The 17,216-nt window shown below is 65.3% G+C and carries 16 protein-coding genes; 7 read left to right on the top strand and 9 right to left on the bottom strand.

All coding sequences use genetic code 11. The features are described from left to right. The first annotated feature begins 270 nt into the window (after positions 1 to 270). The 4 genes from J7E80_RS22630 (at position 271) to J7E80_RS22615 (ending at position 4,327) form a co-directional block, all read left to right on the top strand. Entirely contained in the window at positions 271 to 1,551 is a 1,281-nt protein-coding gene (locus J7E80_RS22630; RefSeq protein ID WP_251037261.1) for a dicarboxylate/amino acid:cation symporter, read from the top strand. Between the two features lie 200 nt (positions 1,552 to 1,751). After that, entirely contained in the window at positions 1,752 to 2,060 is a 309-nt protein-coding gene (locus J7E80_RS22625; RefSeq protein ID WP_215054452.1) for a winged helix-turn-helix domain-containing protein, read from the top strand. A gap of 119 nt (positions 2,061 to 2,179) precedes the next feature. Next, positions 2,180 to 2,929 (top strand): SRPBCC domain-containing protein, encoded by a 750-nt coding sequence (locus J7E80_RS22620; protein WP_215054451.1) that lies wholly within the window; start codon positions 2,180 to 2,182, stop codon positions 2,927 to 2,929. Between the two features lie 201 nt (positions 2,930 to 3,130). Next, complete coding sequence (locus J7E80_RS22615) at positions 3,131 to 4,327, top strand: TerC family protein (RefSeq protein WP_215054450.1); 1,197 nt, start codon at positions 3,131 to 3,133, stop codon at positions 4,325 to 4,327. A gap of 530 nt (positions 4,328 to 4,857) precedes the next feature. Here J7E80_RS22615 and eda read toward each other — a convergent pair. From eda to J7E80_RS22585, 6 genes are all read right to left on the bottom strand, one after another. Next, positions 4,858 to 5,484, bottom strand: coding sequence for a bifunctional 4-hydroxy-2-oxoglutarate aldolase/2-dehydro-3-deoxy-phosphogluconate aldolase (gene eda / locus J7E80_RS22610; protein WP_215054449.1), 627 nt, complete (start codon positions 5,482 to 5,484; stop codon positions 4,858 to 4,860). After that, on the bottom strand, positions 5,477 to 6,862 hold the full coding sequence (locus tag J7E80_RS22605; protein ID WP_215054448.1) for a mannitol dehydrogenase family protein: 1,386 nt from the start codon (positions 6,860 to 6,862) through the stop codon (positions 5,477 to 5,479). Before J7E80_RS22605 ends, eda begins: the two co-directional genes overlap by 8 nt. Positions 6,863 to 6,933: 71 nt before the next feature. Next, entirely contained in the window at positions 6,934 to 7,944 is a 1,011-nt protein-coding gene (locus J7E80_RS22600) for a PfkB family carbohydrate kinase (protein WP_251037260.1), read from the bottom strand. Positions 7,945 to 7,967: 23 nt separating this feature from the next. Then, positions 7,968 to 9,179: a D-mannonate dehydratase ManD gene (gene manD / locus J7E80_RS22595; protein ID WP_215054447.1), complete on the bottom strand. Its 1,212-nt coding sequence runs from the start codon at positions 9,177 to 9,179 to the stop codon at positions 7,968 to 7,970. Positions 9,180 to 9,260: 81 nt separating this feature from the next. Beyond that, positions 9,261 to 10,295: an L-idonate 5-dehydrogenase gene (locus J7E80_RS22590; RefSeq protein ID WP_215054446.1), complete on the bottom strand. Its 1,035-nt coding sequence runs from the start codon at positions 10,293 to 10,295 to the stop codon at positions 9,261 to 9,263. After that, positions 10,292 to 11,674: an MFS transporter gene (locus tag J7E80_RS22585; protein WP_215054445.1), complete on the bottom strand. Its 1,383-nt coding sequence runs from the start codon at positions 11,672 to 11,674 to the stop codon at positions 10,292 to 10,294. Before J7E80_RS22585 ends, J7E80_RS22590 begins: the two co-directional genes overlap by 4 nt. A 182-nt stretch (positions 11,675 to 11,856) precedes the next feature. Between J7E80_RS22585 and J7E80_RS22580 the strand changes: the two genes are divergently transcribed. Continuing rightward, positions 11,857 to 12,588 carry a GntR family transcriptional regulator gene (locus J7E80_RS22580; RefSeq protein WP_215054444.1) on the top strand — a complete coding sequence of 244 codons (732 nt, stop codon included), beginning with the start codon at positions 11,857 to 11,859 and terminating at the stop codon, positions 12,586 to 12,588. Positions 12,589 to 12,677: 89 nt separating this feature from the next. On the opposite strand, the gene J7E80_RS22575 is transcribed toward J7E80_RS22580, so the two are convergent. Beyond that, positions 12,678 to 13,247 carry a YceI family protein gene (locus tag J7E80_RS22575; RefSeq protein WP_215054443.1) on the bottom strand — a complete coding sequence of 190 codons (570 nt, stop codon included), beginning with the start codon at positions 13,245 to 13,247 and terminating at the stop codon, positions 12,678 to 12,680. A gap of 424 nt (positions 13,248 to 13,671) precedes the next feature. On the opposite strand from J7E80_RS22575, the gene J7E80_RS22570 reads away from it, so the two are divergent. Further along, positions 13,672 to 14,814 (top strand): DUF1524 domain-containing protein, encoded by a 1,143-nt coding sequence (locus tag J7E80_RS22570; protein WP_215054442.1) that lies wholly within the window; start codon positions 13,672 to 13,674, stop codon positions 14,812 to 14,814. A 32-nt stretch (positions 14,815 to 14,846) separates the two neighbouring features. On the opposite strand, the gene J7E80_RS22565 is transcribed toward J7E80_RS22570, so the two are convergent. Together J7E80_RS22565 and fdhA are read right to left on the bottom strand one after the other, a co-directional pair. Further along, entirely contained in the window at positions 14,847 to 15,146 is a 300-nt protein-coding gene (locus tag J7E80_RS22565) for a hypothetical protein (protein ID WP_215054441.1), read from the bottom strand. A gap of 163 nt (positions 15,147 to 15,309) precedes the next feature. Beyond that, a complete protein-coding gene (gene fdhA / locus J7E80_RS22560) occupies positions 15,310 to 16,521 on the bottom strand; it encodes a formaldehyde dehydrogenase, glutathione-independent (protein WP_215054440.1) in 1,212 nt (403 codons plus the stop codon). Between the two features lie 314 nt (positions 16,522 to 16,835). On the opposite strand from fdhA, the gene J7E80_RS22555 reads away from it, so the two are divergent. Next, positions 16,836 to 17,120, top strand: coding sequence for a DUF1540 domain-containing protein (locus tag J7E80_RS22555; RefSeq protein ID WP_215054439.1), 285 nt, complete (start codon positions 16,836 to 16,838; stop codon positions 17,118 to 17,120). Positions 17,121 to 17,216: the final 96 nt, after the last annotated feature.

Here is a 17,216-nt window from a genome sequence, read left to right as displayed (position 1 = left end):
AACGCCTGGCAAACCTCAGCAAGTAGTCCCCACTGCTGGTTGAGCCTGGCGAAACCCTGTCCCGACAGGCTCAGGTCTCGACAGGCTCGACCAGCGGATCCAAGCCCGCACACCTTCTACCCCATCCGACCAGGGAACAGGGGCACGCCGCCGTGCCCAAATACCCTGGCTGTGCCCATTCATTGACCCACTTACAGAGACAACGGAACTCGATGGCGAGGTCCGTTCCAGCACCGGGCCGTCACCCCGGCCCCCAACCAAGGAATAACCATGAAGAACAAATCAACGATGTGGATTCTGGCAGCGCTTCTGTTCGGAATCATCAGCGGACTGGTGTCCCACTGGCTGCTCGCCGGTGCGGCCCGCGAATCCCTCGTGGCGGTCCTGGACACCGTGACGCACATGTTCCTGAACCTGATCAAGATGATCATCGCCCCGCTGATCTTCGCCACCCTGGTTTCCGGCATCGCAGGAGCCGCGAAATCCGCAGGTGTTGGGAAGCTCTTCGGCCGCTCCATGATCTGGTTCCTTTCGGCCTCCGTCCTCGTGGGCGCCTTCGGATTCCTCACGGCGCACGTCCTCAACGTCGGTGACGGCCTCAACCTGGTGCCGGGCGGTGATGCAGGCCTGGAGCCGAAGCCCCTTGACTACCAGGAGTTCGTCACCAACATCATCCCGACCAGCGTCTTCTCCGCACTGACGACCAACAACCCGCTCCAGATCCTGGTCTTCGGCGCACTCTTCGGCGTCGCCCTGCTGAACCTGCGGAAGAAGGGCCACTCCTCCATCGCCAATGCCATCGACGAACTGATGGGTGTCATGCTCAAGGTCACCGGATACGTGATGCTGGCAGCGCCGGTCGGCGTTTTCGCTGGCATCGCCTCGGCCTTCACCTCCCAGGGACTCGATGCATTTGCCACCTACGCTTCTTTCATCGGCGGGTTCTACATCTCCCTCTCGGCGCTCTGGGCCGTCATGATCGCCGTCGCCGTCGCTTTCCTGGGACGGGCAGCCTTCCGCCTCGTCCGGATTGTGCGCGAACCCATGGTCATCGCCTTCGCGACCTCCAGCAGCGAAGCCGCCCTCCCCAAGCTCATTGAAGGCCTGACCAAGTTCGGCATCGAGAAGCGCACCACCGGTTTCGTGCTGCCCCTCGGCTACTCCTTCAACGTCGACGGCTCCATGATGTACATGACTTTCGCATCGATCTTCCTGATGAACGCCTACGGCATCGACATGGACCTTGGCCAGCAGATCGCGATGACCGCAATGCTGCTGCTCAGCAGCAAGGGCATGGCCGGCGTGCCGCGCGGCTCGCTCGTCGTCGTCGCCGCCGTCGTCCCCGCCTTCGGCATCCCCGCAGCGGGCATTGGAGTCCTGCTCGTGATCGACCAGCTCCTGGACATGGGGCGCACCGCGACCAACATCCTGGGCAACGCCATCGCCACCGCCGTCCTCGGCCGAAACCACGACAAAGCTGTTTCCCGCGAGGCTTCGCTCCCGGAGCCCGACGTGCAGGAGGCCAAGGAGCTGGAGACCGCGAACCACTGATCGGTTCACACGCGGGCCGGCCGGCCTTGGGTTGATGCAAAGAGCCTTGGGCTGATGCAGAAACAACTCAAGGCCGGTCGGCCGGCGGCAGCGCCCGTCCATAGCTGACCCGTAGCTGACTCCGGCGCTGATCGAACAACAACAAGCGGATCGAACACCAACCAACAGCGCGTAGGAGCGCCGACTGAGAGGCAGTTGAAATGACCGAAATAATCAGCGTCGTGGGCAGCCGGGTGGCGATACACGGGAGTAGCCGCTCCTCCAGCAACCGGATCAGGTCCCAGATCGTCGAATTTCTGGCGCACAACGGGGCGAGCAGGGTATCCGACATCAAGAGTGCGCTTGGTGCCTCCAAGGACATCGTGCGGTACCACCTGACGGCGCTTGAAACCGCGTCGATCGTCAGGTCGAATATTTCTCCCGGAACCAGGGCTAGGTTCACGCCTTTTTACTCGCTCACCAGGGTTGACGACCGGAGGATGGACGGCAGCGGAGCGGGTCACAGCTAGCGCAAGGTTGAGCGCCCAGAACGGCGCGAGACGGGAGTTACCAGCGTAAAAATAGGGAACGTCGCAGCTGCCCCAAAAGCCGTTGACATGTGACCATATGGTCACCTATTCTGAGTTTTGTGGACGCCGTCTTCAAGGCCCTGGCTGACCCTATCCGCAGGGAGTTGCTGGATGAGCTTTTCCGCGAGGACGGCCAGACGCTCAGCGCTTTGGAAGCACGCTTCGAAATCACCCGCTTCGGAGTCATGAAGCATCTCAGGATCCTCGAGGACGCCGGCCTGGTCGTGACCAGACGCCAAGGCCGGGAAAAGCTGCACTTCCTGAACCCGGTGCCCATCAGGCTCGTCCACGACCGATGGGTGAGCAAATATGCACAACCATGGGCCGCTGCCCTCAGCGACCTCAAATCCAGATTGGAAAGTCCCATGGAAAAGATCTTCGAAATTTACATCAAGACCACTCCGGAGCGGCTCTGGGAAGCCATCACGGACAGTGAGATCCGCAGCAAGTACCAGTTCGGGGTGCGCGTCACCTCAGACTGGACGCCGGGGTCGCACTTCGAAATGGCCCCCGACGGCGGTGACCCAATCGGTGAAGGCGAGAACCTCGAGATCGATCCGCCACGCCGGCTCGTGCAGAGCATGCGCGCTCTGTGGGGTGACGACGTCAAAGCCGAGGGAACTTCCCGGATCACCTGGGAGATCGAACCCGTGGGCGACTCCTGCCGCCTGACCGTCACCCACGACCAGCTCCGCGAGGGTGCCAACGAGCAGCTGTACGGCGGCTGGCCGATGATCCTCTCCGGCCTGAAGACGTGGCTCGAGACCGGGCAACTCCTGACGACGCCAGGATCCCTCATGTACACCTGAGCGGTGCTGCCGCTCCCTAGTGACGGGATCCACGGTGGGGACTCACGGCTGAGACTCGCCCTGCTGGATGAATGTTGCGGCGCGCCGGGCAGCGCGTGGGTAAGGTAATTCCCAAGCCCCGGTGCGTGTTCCGGGTCGGAGCATCCTCCTCCTGCCCACTCCACGGCGCGCCCCTCATCCATCAGGAAAGAGGCATGCAGCATGGATGTCCCCAACATCGTATGGATTCTGACCGTGGCAGGGATCATGGCCCTCCTGGCCTTCGACTTTTTCTTCCACGTCCGGAAAGCCCACACGCCCAAGCTCAAGGAATCGGCAATCTGGTCCGCCATCTACGTGGGCATCGCCCTGCTCTTCGGCCTGGGCGTCTGGATGGCCGGCGGATCCACCTTAGGCACCGAGTACTTCGCCGGCTACGTAACCGAGAAGGCCCTCTCGGTCGACAACCTGTTCGTCTTCCTCGTCATCATCGCCAGCTTCCGGGTGCCCCGCAAAGACCAGCAGAAAGTGCTCCTGTTCGGCATCGTCTTCTCCCTGCTCGCCCGCACCGGCTTCATCTTCCTCGGAGCCGCCCTGATCAACAGCTTCGCCTGGGTGTTCTACATCTTCGGCCTGATCCTGCTCATCACGGCAGGCAACCTGCTCACGCCTGATTCCCATGTCACGGCCAGTGAAGGCCTCGTGGTCCGCCTCGCCCGGCGCCTGCTCCCGGCGTCGGAACACTACGACGGCGACAAACTCTTCACCGTGGAAAACGGCAAACGCGTCCTCACGCCGATGCTCCTGGTGATGGCGGCTATCGGCGGCACGGACATCCTTTTCGCCCTGGATTCCATTCCTGCCATCTTCGGCCTGACCCAGAACGTCTACATCGTCTTCACCGCCACCGTGTTTTCACTGCTCGGCCTGCGCCAGCTCTACTTCCTGATCGACGAGTTGCTGGACCGGCTCATCTTCCTGTCCTACGGCCTGGCCGCCATCCTCGGGTTAATCGGCGTCAAGCTCTTCCTGCACGCCCTCCACGAGAACAACCTGCCGTTCATCAACGACGGCGAACCCGTTCCGGTGGTGGAAATCAGCACCGCAACCTCGCTCGGTGTCATCCTCGGAGTCCTCACCGCCACCATCCTGGCCTCCGTCCTGAGTCCCAAGGGCAAGGCCAAGCACATGGTCGCCGGCGCCAAGCGGCACGCCACCGAGTACGTGGACCTCAACTACGAGACGGACATCTCCGAGCGCGAGGTGATCTTCAACAAGATGGTCCGGGAGGAAGCGGAACTTAAGAAACTGCCGGAGAAGTACAAGCGGCTCATCCGTGACGAGACCGAGTTCATGAACCTCCTTCGCCAGGCCCATGCCGAGCACGACCAGGCCCTCGAGCGGGCCAACGGGCGCTGAGCCCGCACCTCGCCACGCACTCGGACCTCCACAGCACTCGCCACCGCCACCGCCGTTGGGGACAGAATGACGACGCCGGTACCCGCCTCCCGGTCCAGGCCCGCGCCCAGACTGGCCACGGAAGATTGTCCCGGGGACACGGCGACGGCGGCAACCACCGGTTGCCGCCGTCCAAAACCGCTGTGCAGCAGAGACCTCAGCGCTGCATCGCCGTGAATCTCCGCGGGCAGGTTAGTGCCTCCTCAGGAAGCTGCGGATCCTGTCCCCGATGTGGCCGGCAGCCCCGTGGCCTGTGCCGGTAGCCCGCGGCCGGGCAGGGCGTGCGGGTCCGCCGGCAGCGCCGGTCCGCCCACTAAGACGTTCTGCGGCATTCCTGATCTTATGTCCCAAATGCATGGTGCACTCCTAGTTCAGATTGCGGCTATTCAGTCTGCGACCGTTGGTAGTCCGGTCGTTCCCGACTCTACGCGCGTCTGCTGGCCACGGCTACGGGGTTCTGCGACGCGGGGTTTGCCTTCCTGGTTCCCGGATCAGGCAGCGAGCGCGGCCGCTTCCCGCGCCAGCTCCGTGATTTGCTGCCAGTCGTTGCCTTCCACTGCGCTGCGGGGTGTCAGCCAGCTGCCGCCGACGCATGAGATGTTGGGCAGCTTCAGGTAGTCCGGGGCGGTGGCTAGGCTGATGCCGCCGGTCGGGCAGAACTGCACCTGCGGAATGGGTGCCCCGATGGCGGCCAGGTAGGCGGGCCCACCGGCCGGACCGGCAGGGAAGAACTTCATGGCTTCGAGGCCGCGCTCCAGCACAGCCATTACCTCGCCTACCGTGGCCACGCCCGGCAGCACCGGAACATTGAGCGTCAGGATGTGGTCCAGCAGGGAGGGCGTTCCGCCGGGGCTCACCAGGAACTGGGCACCGGCGGACACTGCGGCGTCGGCCTGGGCCGGCGTCAGGATGGTGCCGGCGCCGACGAGGATGTCCGGCACCTCATTGGCGATAAGTTTGAGCGAGGTGAGGGCGCTCTCGGTCCGCAACGTGAGCTCGATAATCCGGATGCCGCCGTCGGCCAGCGCCCGGGCAACCGAAACCGCATGCTGCGGGTCGTCGATGGTAACCACCGGGATGACCGGGGAAATGTGCAAGATGCTGGTGGCGTCAGCCATGGTTGATCTCATTTCTCAGGCCGTCCAGCCCGTGGGTGTCGATAATGCTGTACCAGTGCGTGAGAAGCCCGGCGAACCCGTCGTGAGCTGCCAGCCCGCCGTCGAAAATGCTGCGGCAGCGAAGTAGCGCCGGGACTACTGTGGCGGCATTCCGCGAGGAGGGGAGCGCGGCGTGCAGCTCAGCCGCCAGCGGGTCGTTCAGTTCAGCCGTGTGCGTGGACGCCACGTGGTGCATCCAGGCAGCGACCGCAAGGGCTGCCCACCGCGGTTCCCGGCCGGCGTCGAGGGTGGCGCGGATCGTGCTCAGCAGCCGCAGTCCGATCTTCTGCGAGCCGTCGCTGCCCACCTTGGCCGTGGTGTGCCCGAGCGCGGGATTCGCGAATCGGCTGAGCACCTGGGCGCAGTAGGCGTCGCTGTCCATCCCCTGTGGGAGTCCGATCGTCGGCAGGGCGTCCTCCGCCATCATGCGCCGGCAGGCGGTGAGGAACGCGTCCTCCGCCACGGCGTCGCTGATGGTCGTCTTGCCCGCGGCCAGCCCCAGATACGCGAGCATCGAGTGGCTGGCATTCAGCAGGCGCAGCTTGGCGGCCTCCCAGGCGGCGACGTCGGAGCTGAACAGTGCCCCGGCATCCTCCCAGCGCGGGCGGCGCGACGCAAAGTTGTCTTCGATGACCCACTGCAGGAATGGTTCGGCCACCACAGCCGCCTCGTCCCGGAGCCCCAGTTCACGTTCGACGGCGTCCAGGTCACCCGCCGTGGTGGCAGGCACCATCCGGTCCACCATCGTGTTCGGAAAGGACACGTTCGCCTCGAGCCAGGACACCAGCGGGTCAGCTTCGGCCGCCGGGAGTGCCGCAGCGAAGGCGCGCACGAGCTTGCCAGTCAGCTCTCCGTTGCCCGGAAGGTTGTCGCACGAGACCACGGTGAGGGGCCCGGCGTCGGCGCGGGCGCGCTGCTGGAGCCCCCGCGCGATCTGCCCGATCGCGGTCTGCGGCGCCTGTCCTGCAAGATCTGCCCGCACCAGCCCGTCGTTGGTGTCGAGCGTTCCGGTGCGCGGATCGATCCGGTAGCCCTTCTCCGTGACCGTGAGCGTAACCACCGACGTCTCCGGGGCGGCAACCCGGTTGATCACGGCAGCTGGGTTGTCCCGTCCGGAAATGGCCTCCACGATGCTGGACACCACGCGGAGCGGGGCGGCACCGCTGCCCCGCTCCGTCACGGTGAACAGTCCGTCCTGCGGCGCCAACTGGCGCGCGACGGTGTCCGAACGCTGCGTGACTCCGGTGATCCCCCAATCAGAATCGCCGGAGGCCAGCATCGCGTTCTCGGTGAACACGGCTGTGTGGGCACGGGCAAAGGCGCCCAGCCCAAGATGCACGATGCCCGGCCTAAGCCGGTCGCGGGGCAGCAGGGCCTGATGGTTTCCGTTTGCCGCGAGCGAGGCGGCGCTTAGGCGAGTGATGACAGTTCTCCTTCGGGTGCACGCTGGGCGTGCGCGCTGGTCTGTTCGAAGGTGGGAATCAGCCCTGTGCCGCCCTTTCCGCCGACCACCAGCGATGCGGCGGCCGCACCGTACCGGGCCGCAACGGGAAGGCTGTCGCCCAGCACCATCCGGGCGGTCAGGGTGCCGACGAACGCATCGCCCGCTCCCGTCTGGTCCACGACCGACGGCGCAGGTATCGCGTCGATCCAGGCGGAATCCTGGTCACTCTCCAGCTGGTCACTCGCCAGCTGGATTCCCTCCGCACCGCAGGTCACCGCGACGTTGGCCGCGCCGAGGGTGCGGAGCTTGGCCGCAGCCTCCTTCGGCGACGCGCATCCCAGGAGTGCGGCCGTTTCCCCGGGGAAGGACGGGGTGACCAGGAACGTCCGCGGCGCAACCTCGGCCAGGAGCGCCGCTGCATCCTCCGCACTGGTCAGGCGGGGGCGGAAGTTCGGGTCGAAAACGAAGCGGCGGGACAGCGCGGCCGCCTTGAGCACAGCCGCCCGCGACGACGCGGAGATGGCGCAGGCGACCCCGCTGGCAACCACTGCCGCTGCCGCCGAGAAGACGTGGGAAGCAACGTCCTCCGGGGATAGGGTGGATCCCACGCTCCCGCTGCGGGCGTAGGAAAACTCGCGCTGCCCGTCCGGGTCGCAGTGCACCAGGTACACGCCCTGCTGCCCGGTCCTGAACTTCAGCAGCTCGGTGGAGATGCCGAGTTCCCGGATCCTGGCGGCGATCGCCTGGCCGAGGTCGTCGTCGGGCAGTACGGACAGCAGCGCGGTTCGCGCTCCTGCGGCGGCGGCAGCAGCCGCGACGTTCAGCGCGTCCCCCGAGACGCCGAGCTGCGCGGGCACACCGTGGCCGAACACAACGTCGGTGGCCACCTCGACGAGGATTTCCCCCATCACGACGACGTCGAACGGCTTGGGCCGGGATTCCTGCGTTCCGGAATCTTGCATTGCGGACTCGTGCATTGCGGATTCGTGCGTTGAGGCGTTCACCAGTCGTGCACCGACCCGTCGAGCCGGCGGTTGACGGGCAGATACTTGGGGTCGAACGGGAAGGCGGCCGCCGCCTCCTCGTCGAATTCCACCCCGAGTCCCGGGGCATCGCCGGGGTGCATGTAGCCGTCCGTGAACGTGTACGACGTCGTGAAGACCTCACCGGCGGGGTCACGGTGGCCCATGTACTCCTGGACCCCGAAGTTGGGAATGCTCATGTCCACGTGCAGCGCCGCCGCGAAGGACACCGGCGACAGGTCGCCCGCGCCGTGAGAGCCGGACCGGACCCCGTACAGGTCGGCGAGGGAGAAGATGCGGCGCAGGTGCGTGATGCCGCCCGAGTGCGAGACGGATGTGCGGATGTAGTCGATCAGGCGTTCGGTGATCAGCTGCTGGCAGTCCCAGATCGAGTTGAACACCTCCCCCACTGCGATGGGCGTGGTGGTGTGCTGGCGGATCAGGCGGAACGCCGACTGGTCCTCCGCCGGCGTCGGGTCCTCGATCCAGAACGGCCGGAACGGTTGGAGCGACGCGCCCAGTCGGCCGGCCTCGATCGGCGTCAGCCGGTGGTGGACGTCGTGCAGCACGTGGACGCCGTAGCCGAACTGCTCGCGCACGTGGGCCATCATCTTGGGCGCGAAGTCCAGATAGGACGTGGTTTCCCACACGTCCTCCTGCGGGATGTTGCCGCTCGCAGGCTCGTACGTTTTGCCGTCCACCGGCGCGATCCCGTACGTTTTCTCCAGCCCGGGCACCGCCGCCTGCGCGCGGATGGCCTTGTAGCCCAGGTCCAGGTGGCGCTGGAAGTCGGCGCTCAGGTCCTCCAGCGTGGAGCCGCTGGCGTGCCCATAAACCATGACGCCCTCGCGGGCCGCCCCGCCGAGAAGCTCGTAGACCGGCATGCCGGCCACTTTGCCCTTGATGTCCCACAGCGCGACGTCGATCGCGGCGATCGCGGTCATGGTCACCGGCCCGCGGCGCCAGTAGGCGCCCTTGTAGAAGTACTGCCAGGCATCCTCGATCCGGCGCGCGTCGCGGCCGATCAGCAGCGGGCAGAGGTGTTCGGACAGGTAGGACGCCACGGCCAGCTCGCGGCCGTTGAGGGTGGCGTCGCCGATGCCGGTGATGCCGTCCTCGGTTTCAATAACGAGCGTGACGTAATTCCGTCCTGGCGACGAAACCACTACCCGTGCGTCGGTGATCTTCACTGATGGTCCTTCAAGGTGTGTGGGAATGTGCAAGTAGGTCGCAGCAGATGTCGTGATGAGCCCTCAGAACGACAGCTGCTGCTACTCAGTTGGCCTAAGGCGGAGCATGACCTTGCTGCTGCCGGATGCCGGATCTGCCGACACCCTCATGGCCTCCGCGGCCTGGTCGATGCTGAACTTGTGGGTGATGACGGGCGAGACATCGAGGCCTTCGGCCATGGCGCCGAGGGCGTCGCTGATCTCGTCCACGAACCGGTAGGAGCCGATCCAGGTGATCTCCCGTGTCACGAGGTCCCCCAGCGCCGCCGGGGACGGAGCACCCGGCAGGTTCCCCACCTGCACCAGGGTTCCGCCGCGGGCGGTCGCCCGCAGGACGTTGCCCAGCACGGCCGGAATGCCTGTCGCCTCGAACACCAGCTCCACGTCCTCGGGAAGGCTGCCGCCTCCGGACACGTTCCGCACTTCGTCGGCGCCCATGGCTTTGGCGATCCGCAGCGAAGAATCGCTGATGTCCGCAGCGGTGACCGTCCTGGCGCCGGCATACTTGGCCGCCGCTACCACCAGCGAACCGATGGGCCCGGCGCCGTTGACGAGGATGTCCCGGCCGGCCAGGGATCCTGCCCGCCCCACGGCGTGCATGGCGACGGCGAGCGGTTCCGCGAGCGCGCCGCGCAGCGTATCCACGCCCGCCGGCAGCGGCCGGATCTGGGATGCCTTGGCGACCTTCCGTTCGCTGAATCCGCCGTCGGTGTGGGGATCGAAGGCGGCGGATCCGAAGTACCTGATGTGCGGGTAGAGGTTGGTCCGACCCTTGAGGCGTTCCGGCATGGTGCCGTCCCCCACCAATTCCGCAGGATGCACGGTAACGGGCTGGCCGACGTCGAGGTTTTCCACTCCGGCGCCCAGCTGGGCGATCCGGCCGGCCACCTCGTGGCCGAGGACGAGCGGCGACTTCAGCGCCGCCGTCCCCGAGGCGCCGTGGCGCCAGTACGAAAGGTCCGAGCCGCAGATGCCGCCCCATTCGACGTCGAGCACTACCTCTCCGGGTCCGGCCACGGGTTCGGGACGCTCATCGATGCGCAGGTCGTTGGCGCCGTGGACGACGACGGCTTTCATACCGCGTCCTCGAGCCGGACCATGTCGCGGCCGCGGACCTCGGGGCCGATTGCGGCGGAGACCATCGTGATCAGCGAGTAGCCGACGAGCATCGCGGCCAGCGGCCACCAGTGTCCGGTGACGGCGGTAAGCGTGGCGGCGAGCAGCGGGCCGATGGCGGTGGCGAGGATGCCGCCGATTTCCTTGGCGAGGGCCAACTGGGTGAAGCGGGTGCGGGCTCCGAAGAACTCGGCCATGGTGACGCTTTCCATGGCGAACAGGCTCAGAACGCCCAGGTTCAGGCCGAGCACGATGGCGATGGTGATCACGGTGGTGTTGCCGCTGGTGATCATCAGCATCATGGGAACGGCGAACAGTGCGGTCAGGGCGCTCAGCACGAGGTACAGCGGTTTGCGGCCGAATCGGTCGCCGAGGATACCCATGATGGGGATGGTGATAAAGCCCAGCAGGGAGCCGTAAACAATGGCGGTGGTGCCGACGCTCTTGTCCACCAGCAGGACGGTTGCCAGGTAGCCGATGAGGAAGGTCTGGACGAGGCCGGAGTTGCCGGCCTGGCCGAAGCGGAGGCCGAGGGCGATCAGGAAGGACTTGCCCTTGCGCTGGTGCAGTGCGGCTTCGATGGTGCTGGTGCCCTTCAGCTCAGCAGCATGGGCAATCTCATTCTTGGACAGCGCAACGCCGTCCACCACGTCCTCGCGCTGTTCGAAGACCGGGCTCTCTTTGAGGGAGCGACGGATCCAGACCGCGAAGATCATCAGGACGAAGCTGGCCAGGAACGGGATGCGCCAGCCCCAGCTGAGCAGCTGGTCCTCGGGGAGGACGCTGACCAGGATGGCCCACAGCGCGGAGGCTGCAAGCGTGCCGGAGTTGGTGCCGAGGCAGACGAGCGAGGAAATCAGGCCGCGCCGCCGTGCCGGAGCGAACTCGGCGAGCATCACGGTGGCGCCGGCGATTTCGGCGCCGGCGCCGAAGCCCTGGATAAGGCGCAGGGCAACGAGCATGATCGGCGCCCAGATGCCGATCATGGCATAGGTGGGCAGAACGCCGATCAGGGTGGTTGAGGCGCCCATGAGGGCGATGGTGATGAACAGGACCTTCTTGCGGCCGATCCTGTCACCCATGCGGCCGAAGTAGATGGCGCCCACGAGGCGGGCAACATAGCCCACGCCGTAGGTGGCCATGGCGGCGATGAGGCCGATGACCGGGCTCACCTCGGGGAAGAAGATCTTGTTGAAGACAATGGCGGCGGCGAGGGAGTAGAGCTGGAAGTCCATGAATTCCATGGCGGTTCCAAGCCAGCCGGAGACGGCTACCTTCGCCAGCTCGCGGGTTGGCTTGGGCTCCACCTTGGTAGTGGGTGGCGCGATGCTCTCGGTCATCAGTTGCTCCTTTGCAGGCGATGAAAAAGGAAGGGTGGAGAGGCGACGGTTCAAGGCCAGCCGCCCCGGGACTAAGCAGAGCGCGGAATGCGATGCCCTTCTACGGGCAGCTTTCCGGCGGATTTCTAACTACCATACAAGCACTACCATTCTAGTTTGTCAACGATGACTAGACTGGATGCATGACAAGCGGCAAACCCGAAAAGAGACAGGCACCACGGCTCTCCGTACGTGACCAGACGCTGGAGACGCTCCGGCGCCGGATCATTTCTCTCCAGCTCCCGCCCGGTGAGCCGCTGTCGGAAAACGAGCTCGCCCAGGAGCTCGGCGTCAGCCGCACGCCGGTGCGGGAAAGCCTGATTCTGTTGCGCGAAGAGGGCCTGGTTCAGGTGTTTCCCCAGATCGGCTCGTTCGTCTCCCTGGTGGACCTGGGGCGGGTGGCCGAGGCGCAGTTTGTTCGGGAGGCGATTGAATGCGCGTCGCTTAACGATCTTGTGTTGGATGCACCGGCCATCGCTGGCCTGCGCGACATCCTGGTGAGCCAGCGCGACGCCGAGGCAAAGGGCGACGTGGAGGAGTTCTTCCGGCTGGACGAAGACTTCCACCGTGAACTGCTTCGCTTGGCCGGGCACGAATCAGCGTGGACTGCCGTCAATTCGGCCAAGGCGCATCTGGACCGTGCACGGCGGCTGAGCCTCATTGACACCCGGCCAGTGTCCACGCTTATTGACCAGCACACTGCCGTGGTGGACGCGCTTGAGGCACACAACCTGGCCGACGCCGACAGCTCGCTCCGCCTGCATCTCCGGGGTGTTTTCGAGGACGTGAAAAGGATTCAGGCGTCGTCGCCGGATCTGTTTTCGAACGGCACCGCTTCACGGCCCATCCGGCGGAGCATCGCGCGCCTGTCATAAGGGTGCGCCTGTCTTATGAGGTCCGCCTTAGGGTCGGGTTATAGGGTCTCCCTTAGGGGCGGGCCGGGTTCGTTTCAGGCCGCTTCGGTTCAGCCGGCGCTGGCTGCTCCGGTCTGGTTCTCCTTGACGAGCGCGGCCTCGAGGTTGATCTTCACCTTGTCGCTGACCAAGAGCCCGCCGGCCTCGAGCACGGCGTTCCAGGTCAGGCCGAACTCCTTGCGGCTGATTTCCGCCTCCGCCGAGAAGCCTGCCCTGGTAGCGCCGAACGGATCAACAGCCACCCCGGTAAACTCGACTTCCAGCTCCACGGGCTTGGTGATGCCCTTGATGGTGAGGTCTCCGGTGAGCGTGTAGTCCTCGCCGTCGCCCTCGACGCCAGTGGCGCGGAAGGTCATCTCGGGGTACTCCTCGACGTCGAAGAAGTCGGCTCCGCGCACATGCGCGTCGCGGTTAGGGTCGCCGGAGTTGAAGCTGGCCGTCTTCACTTTTGCGACGAGTGAGGAATCAGCGAGGGAATCCCGGACCCGGGCCTCAGCAAGCGCCTCCATGAACCGGCCCCGGACCTTGCTGATGCCGGCGTGCCGGACGGTGAAACCGATCTCGCTGTGGGACATATCCAGCGTCCAGATGCCCGGGGTCAGGCCTGAGGGAAGCGTCATCGCACATCTCCTAAAGGGGGGATAATCCAGCTGAAACGGTGCGTTTTCAACACTGGTTCAGGCCGCGGGCGAAGTCAAGGATCCCTTGGAACCTTCTGCCCCGGCACACCGTTGGGAGCCCTTCCGAACCCGTCTGCAACACGCCGCAAAACTCCTGGAGTTCGCCGAAAACTCCCAGCCAATCTTCAGGAAGCACCCGTATCGTTGTTCTAGGCCCATCGCGTCCCCCAGCTGCGATGGTCCTGCCGCCAAAAGGAGCCCCGCGCACCGCAAGGTGTGCGGGGCTCCTTCTGTCTGATGGTCCCTTTCGTGTCTGGAGTCCGATTCGCAGGGTTCTCTCAAGATTGGCTCAAGTTCCACCATCCCGCTCCCGTCAGCGGTAGCATCGTTGGACTGACAATGAACGTCATGGGGGCACCAGAAGTTGAGTAGAGCAACATCTTCGCGCCGAGAAAACGGTGCACCCTTCGGGGCCGTCGACTGGGTCAAAGGCAGCATTGTCGCCACGGCAATTCTGGCAACCACCGCCTGCGGCGGAGCCGTCAGCGCAACGGAACACCCGACGTCGGGCATTCAGCTCAGTGCCCCAACGGCAGTTCCGGAAACAGCCTCGCCCAGCGCCGGGGCGGTTCCCAATCCGGCCCGGCTGGACGCGGAAACAGTACCCGAACCCGCGGGGGCAGCCGACGCCAACGCCCAGCCGGCCTTTGCCATCAAGGCCTTGGAGCTGCTCGCCACCCTGCCCATCAAAGGCCGGGCCCCGAAAACCGGTTATGACCGGGCCGAGTTCGGGCAGGCCTGGGCGGACACCGACCGCAACGGCTGCGACACCCGCAACGACATCCTCGCCCGGGACCTCACGGCAAAGACCTTGAAACCGGGCACCCGCAGCTGCGTGGTCCTCTCGGGCGCCCTGGATGATCCGTACACCGCCAGGAACGTCGCATTCCAGCGCGGCCGCAGCACGAGCAGCGCGGTGCAGATCGACCACGTCGTGGCCCTCAGCGACGCCTGGCAGAAGGGCGCCCAGCAGCTGAGCGAGGCGCAGCGCACCGCCTTCGCGAACGACCCCCTGAACCTCCTGGCCGTTTCCGGCCCCGCCAACCAGAAAAAGGGCGACGGCGACGCCGCCACGTGGCTCCCGTCGAACAAGGCATACCGCTGTGCATACGTCGCCCGGCAGATTTCGGTCAAGGCCGCGCACAAGCTCTGGGTTACGCGCGCCGAACACGACGCCATGAGCAAGGTTCTGGCCAAGTGCGACGGCACCCTGGCCCGGACGAATAACAACGCTCCGGCAACGAAGGCCGCTGCTCCCCCGTCTGATTCGCACGCCGGGAAGGCCGCACAGGCGCCCGGTCAGCAGGCGGCGGGGCCCGCCGTCGTCCATGTGGCGCCCGCTCCTGCCCTTACGGTTGCGCCGGCTCCCGCCCAAGCGGCGCCGGCTGCTACCTATTACGCCAACTGCTCAGCGGTCCGGGCGGCCGGAGCCGCCCCCATCTTCGCCGGCCAGCCAGGCTACAGCGCCAAACTGGACCGCGACGGCGACGGCGTGGGCTGCGAATAGCGCGGTCCTGCTAATGCCATTGCCGGGTCCTTCTACTCCTCCGGCTGCTCCGCCGCGAACGGGTAGTCATCCTCATCGCCGCCGGGCATTCCTTCCGACTGCTCGATGGCGTCCGCTTCCGCGGCATCCTCGGCCGACAGGCCCGGGGCCGGAACATCGGACAGGCTTTGGGACACCAGCGGGGTCCGCTGTTCGAGCACGTCCGCTTCGGATGCGTCCTCGGGCAACGGATAGAGCTCGTCCATTGCTGCGTCCGGCGTGGCCGGCAGCCGCTGCTCGACGGCGTCCGCTTCCGGCACTTCGATCGGGGTTTCTTCGGGCTGACTGTTCATCGCTTGCCTCGGCTCTGGCTCAATGTTCGTCGGTTCAACAATTCTCCCACCGGCCCGGTGCTCGTAAATAGCACCGGCAGGCAGCAGCGCGGGGTCACTTGTGGCCCAATTTCGGAGGGTTAAGGGACGACGCCTGACCCCGCGTTGCTGTTTTAGGCACCCGTTAGCTCAAATATCCGTTCGGGTTCAGCACGTACTTCGTGGCGGCGCCTGCGTCGAACTCCGCGTAGCCTTTCGGCGCATCCTCCAAGGTGATCGCCTTGGCATTCACGTTTTTGGCAATGCTGACCTTGTCGTGCAGGATGGCCATCATCAGCTGCCGGTTGTACTTCATCACAGGACACTGACCGGTGGTGAAGCTCAGCGACTTGGCCCAGCCAGTGCCCAGGCTCAAGCTCAGCGAGCCCTTCTTCGCAGCTTCGTCCACGCCGCCTGGGTCGCCTGTCACATACAACCCCGGAATGCCCAGCGCACCGCCTGCTGCCGTGATGTCCATAAGCGAGTTCAGCACCGTGGCCGGCGCCTCCTTGGCGTCATGCCCGTGGCCGCGTGCTTCGAAGCCCACCGCATCCACGCCGCAGTCCACCTCCGGTACGCCCAGGATCTGTTCGATCTGCTCCGCTGGCCCGCCCTCGGTCAGGTCCACCGTCTCACAGCCGAAGCTGCGTGCCTTCGCCAGCCGGTCTGCATTGAGATCGCCCACAATCACGACGGCGGCACCCAGCAGATGGGCGCTGGTAGCCGCCGCCAGCCCAACAGGTCCGGCACCGGCGATATACACGGTGGATCCCACGCCCACCCCTGCACAGACAGCCCCGTGGAACCCGGTGGGGAAGATGTCCGAGAGCATGGCCAAGTCCAGGATCTTTTCCATGGCCTGGTCCTTGTCCGGAAACTTCAGCAGGTTCCAGTCAGCGTAGGGGACAAGCACATAGTTGGCCTGGCCACCCACCCAGCCGCCCATGTCCACGTAACCGTAGGCGCTGCCGGGACGGTCCGGATTCACGTTCAGGCAGATGCCGGTCTTGCGTTCCTTGCAGTTCCGGCACCGGCCGCAGGCAATGTTGAACGGCACGGAGCAGACATCGCCCACCTTGATGAACTCCACCCCCGGGCCAACTTCCACCACCTCGCCGGTGATCTCGTGGCCCAGGACGAGGTCCGAAGGCGCCGTCGTCCTGCCGCGCACCATGTGCTGGTCCGAACCGCAGATGTTGGTGGCTACGGTCTTGAGGATGGCCCCATGGGGTACAGAACGCCCCACGTTCGCCGGGTTGACGCCCGGCCCATCCTTGAGTTCAAAACTAGGGTAGTCAATATCGATGACTTCCACCTTGCCGGGCCCCTTGTAGGCAACGGCCTTGTTCCCTTCCATCTCTTTCCTCCTGGCGTCACGGGCCTTCCCCAATGAAAGGTCTTTTGTGATTCATGAAGCGATCTGATGCGCCCTCCAAGGGCAGGTCCCGGCGGCAAGCCAGACGGCGTCGTCGGCGCCTGGGCAGTGGAGGGTGCGGCCAGTCTAAGACTCCCCCCTCGGTGAGGTCCATAACGTTCTGTTACCTGTTTCGTCGAGCCTCGTCGCGGCTAATTACGCAACACGATTGGGTCTTTTTGATCGGGTGGGACTGGCCTACGTTGGAACAAGTGCGCCGCCCAGCCGGGGCGGACCGAACTACGGAGGAACTTGCCATGACCACGCACGTCGCCGACTGCAGCGTTACCAACTGCTCCTTCAACGATCACACCCATTGCAATGCCGAAGCCATCACGGTTGGCGGTATGACCGACCACGCGTCCTGCGCCACGTTCATCGACACCGGCATCCGTGGCGGCCTGCCGAAGGTACTGGCCGGAGTGGGTGCCTGCCAGCGCACCGAATGCACTCATAACGACCATCTGATGTGCCAGGCCCCCGAGGTCCACGTTGGTCCTGGTCCGGACAACGCTGACTGCCTGACGTACTCCCACACGTAGGCTGATGCCTTCACGCTCTTCCCCCGGCATCCTCTCCCCCATCTCGACGGCTTTCACGACTGCGCCTTCATTGTCATAGCCTCTTGCTAGATTCGA

The organism is Arthrobacter sp. ISL-28, assembly GCF_018613875.1.
GTDB lineage: Bacteria > Actinomycetota > Actinomycetes > Actinomycetales > Micrococcaceae > Arthrobacter.
Note: the sequence above shows the minus strand (reverse complement) of the source record. Positions and strands in the feature narration are given on the sequence as shown.

Excerpts from the sequence above, each read along its gene's own strand:
- J7E80_RS22630 (WP_251037261.1), top strand. The coding sequence starts at position 271 with ATGAAGAACAAATCAACGATGTGGATTCTGGCAGCGCTTCTGTTCGGA.
- J7E80_RS22625 (WP_215054452.1), top strand. The coding sequence starts at position 1,752 with ATGACCGAAATAATCAGCGTCGTGGGCAGCCGGGTGGCGATACACGGG.
- eda (WP_215054449.1), bottom strand. The coding sequence starts at position 5,484 with ATGGCTGACGCCACCAGCATCTTGCACATTTCCCCGGTCATCCCGGTG.
- J7E80_RS22580 (WP_215054444.1), top strand. The coding sequence starts at position 11,857 with ATGACAAGCGGCAAACCCGAAAAGAGACAGGCACCACGGCTCTCCGTA.
- J7E80_RS22555 (WP_215054439.1), top strand. The coding sequence starts at position 16,836 with ATGACCACGCACGTCGCCGACTGCAGCGTTACCAACTGCTCCTTCAAC.
- J7E80_RS22575 (WP_215054443.1), bottom strand. The coding sequence starts at position 13,247 with ATGACGCTTCCCTCAGGCCTGACCCCGGGCATCTGGACGCTGGATATG.
- J7E80_RS22600 (WP_251037260.1), bottom strand. The coding sequence starts at position 7,944 with ATGCACGAGTCCGCAATGCAAGATTCCGGAACGCAGGAATCCCGGCCC.
- J7E80_RS22585 (WP_215054445.1), bottom strand. The coding sequence starts at position 11,674 with ATGACCGAGAGCATCGCGCCACCCACTACCAAGGTGGAGCCCAAGCCA.
- J7E80_RS22590 (WP_215054446.1), bottom strand. The coding sequence starts at position 10,295 with ATGAAAGCCGTCGTCGTCCACGGCGCCAACGACCTGCGCATCGATGAG.
- J7E80_RS22565 (WP_215054441.1), bottom strand. The coding sequence starts at position 15,146 with ATGAACAGTCAGCCCGAAGAAACCCCGATCGAAGTGCCGGAAGCGGAC.
- fdhA (WP_215054440.1), bottom strand. The coding sequence starts at position 16,521 with ATGGAAGGGAACAAGGCCGTTGCCTACAAGGGGCCCGGCAAGGTGGAA.
- J7E80_RS22615 (WP_215054450.1), top strand. The coding sequence starts at position 3,131 with ATGGATGTCCCCAACATCGTATGGATTCTGACCGTGGCAGGGATCATG.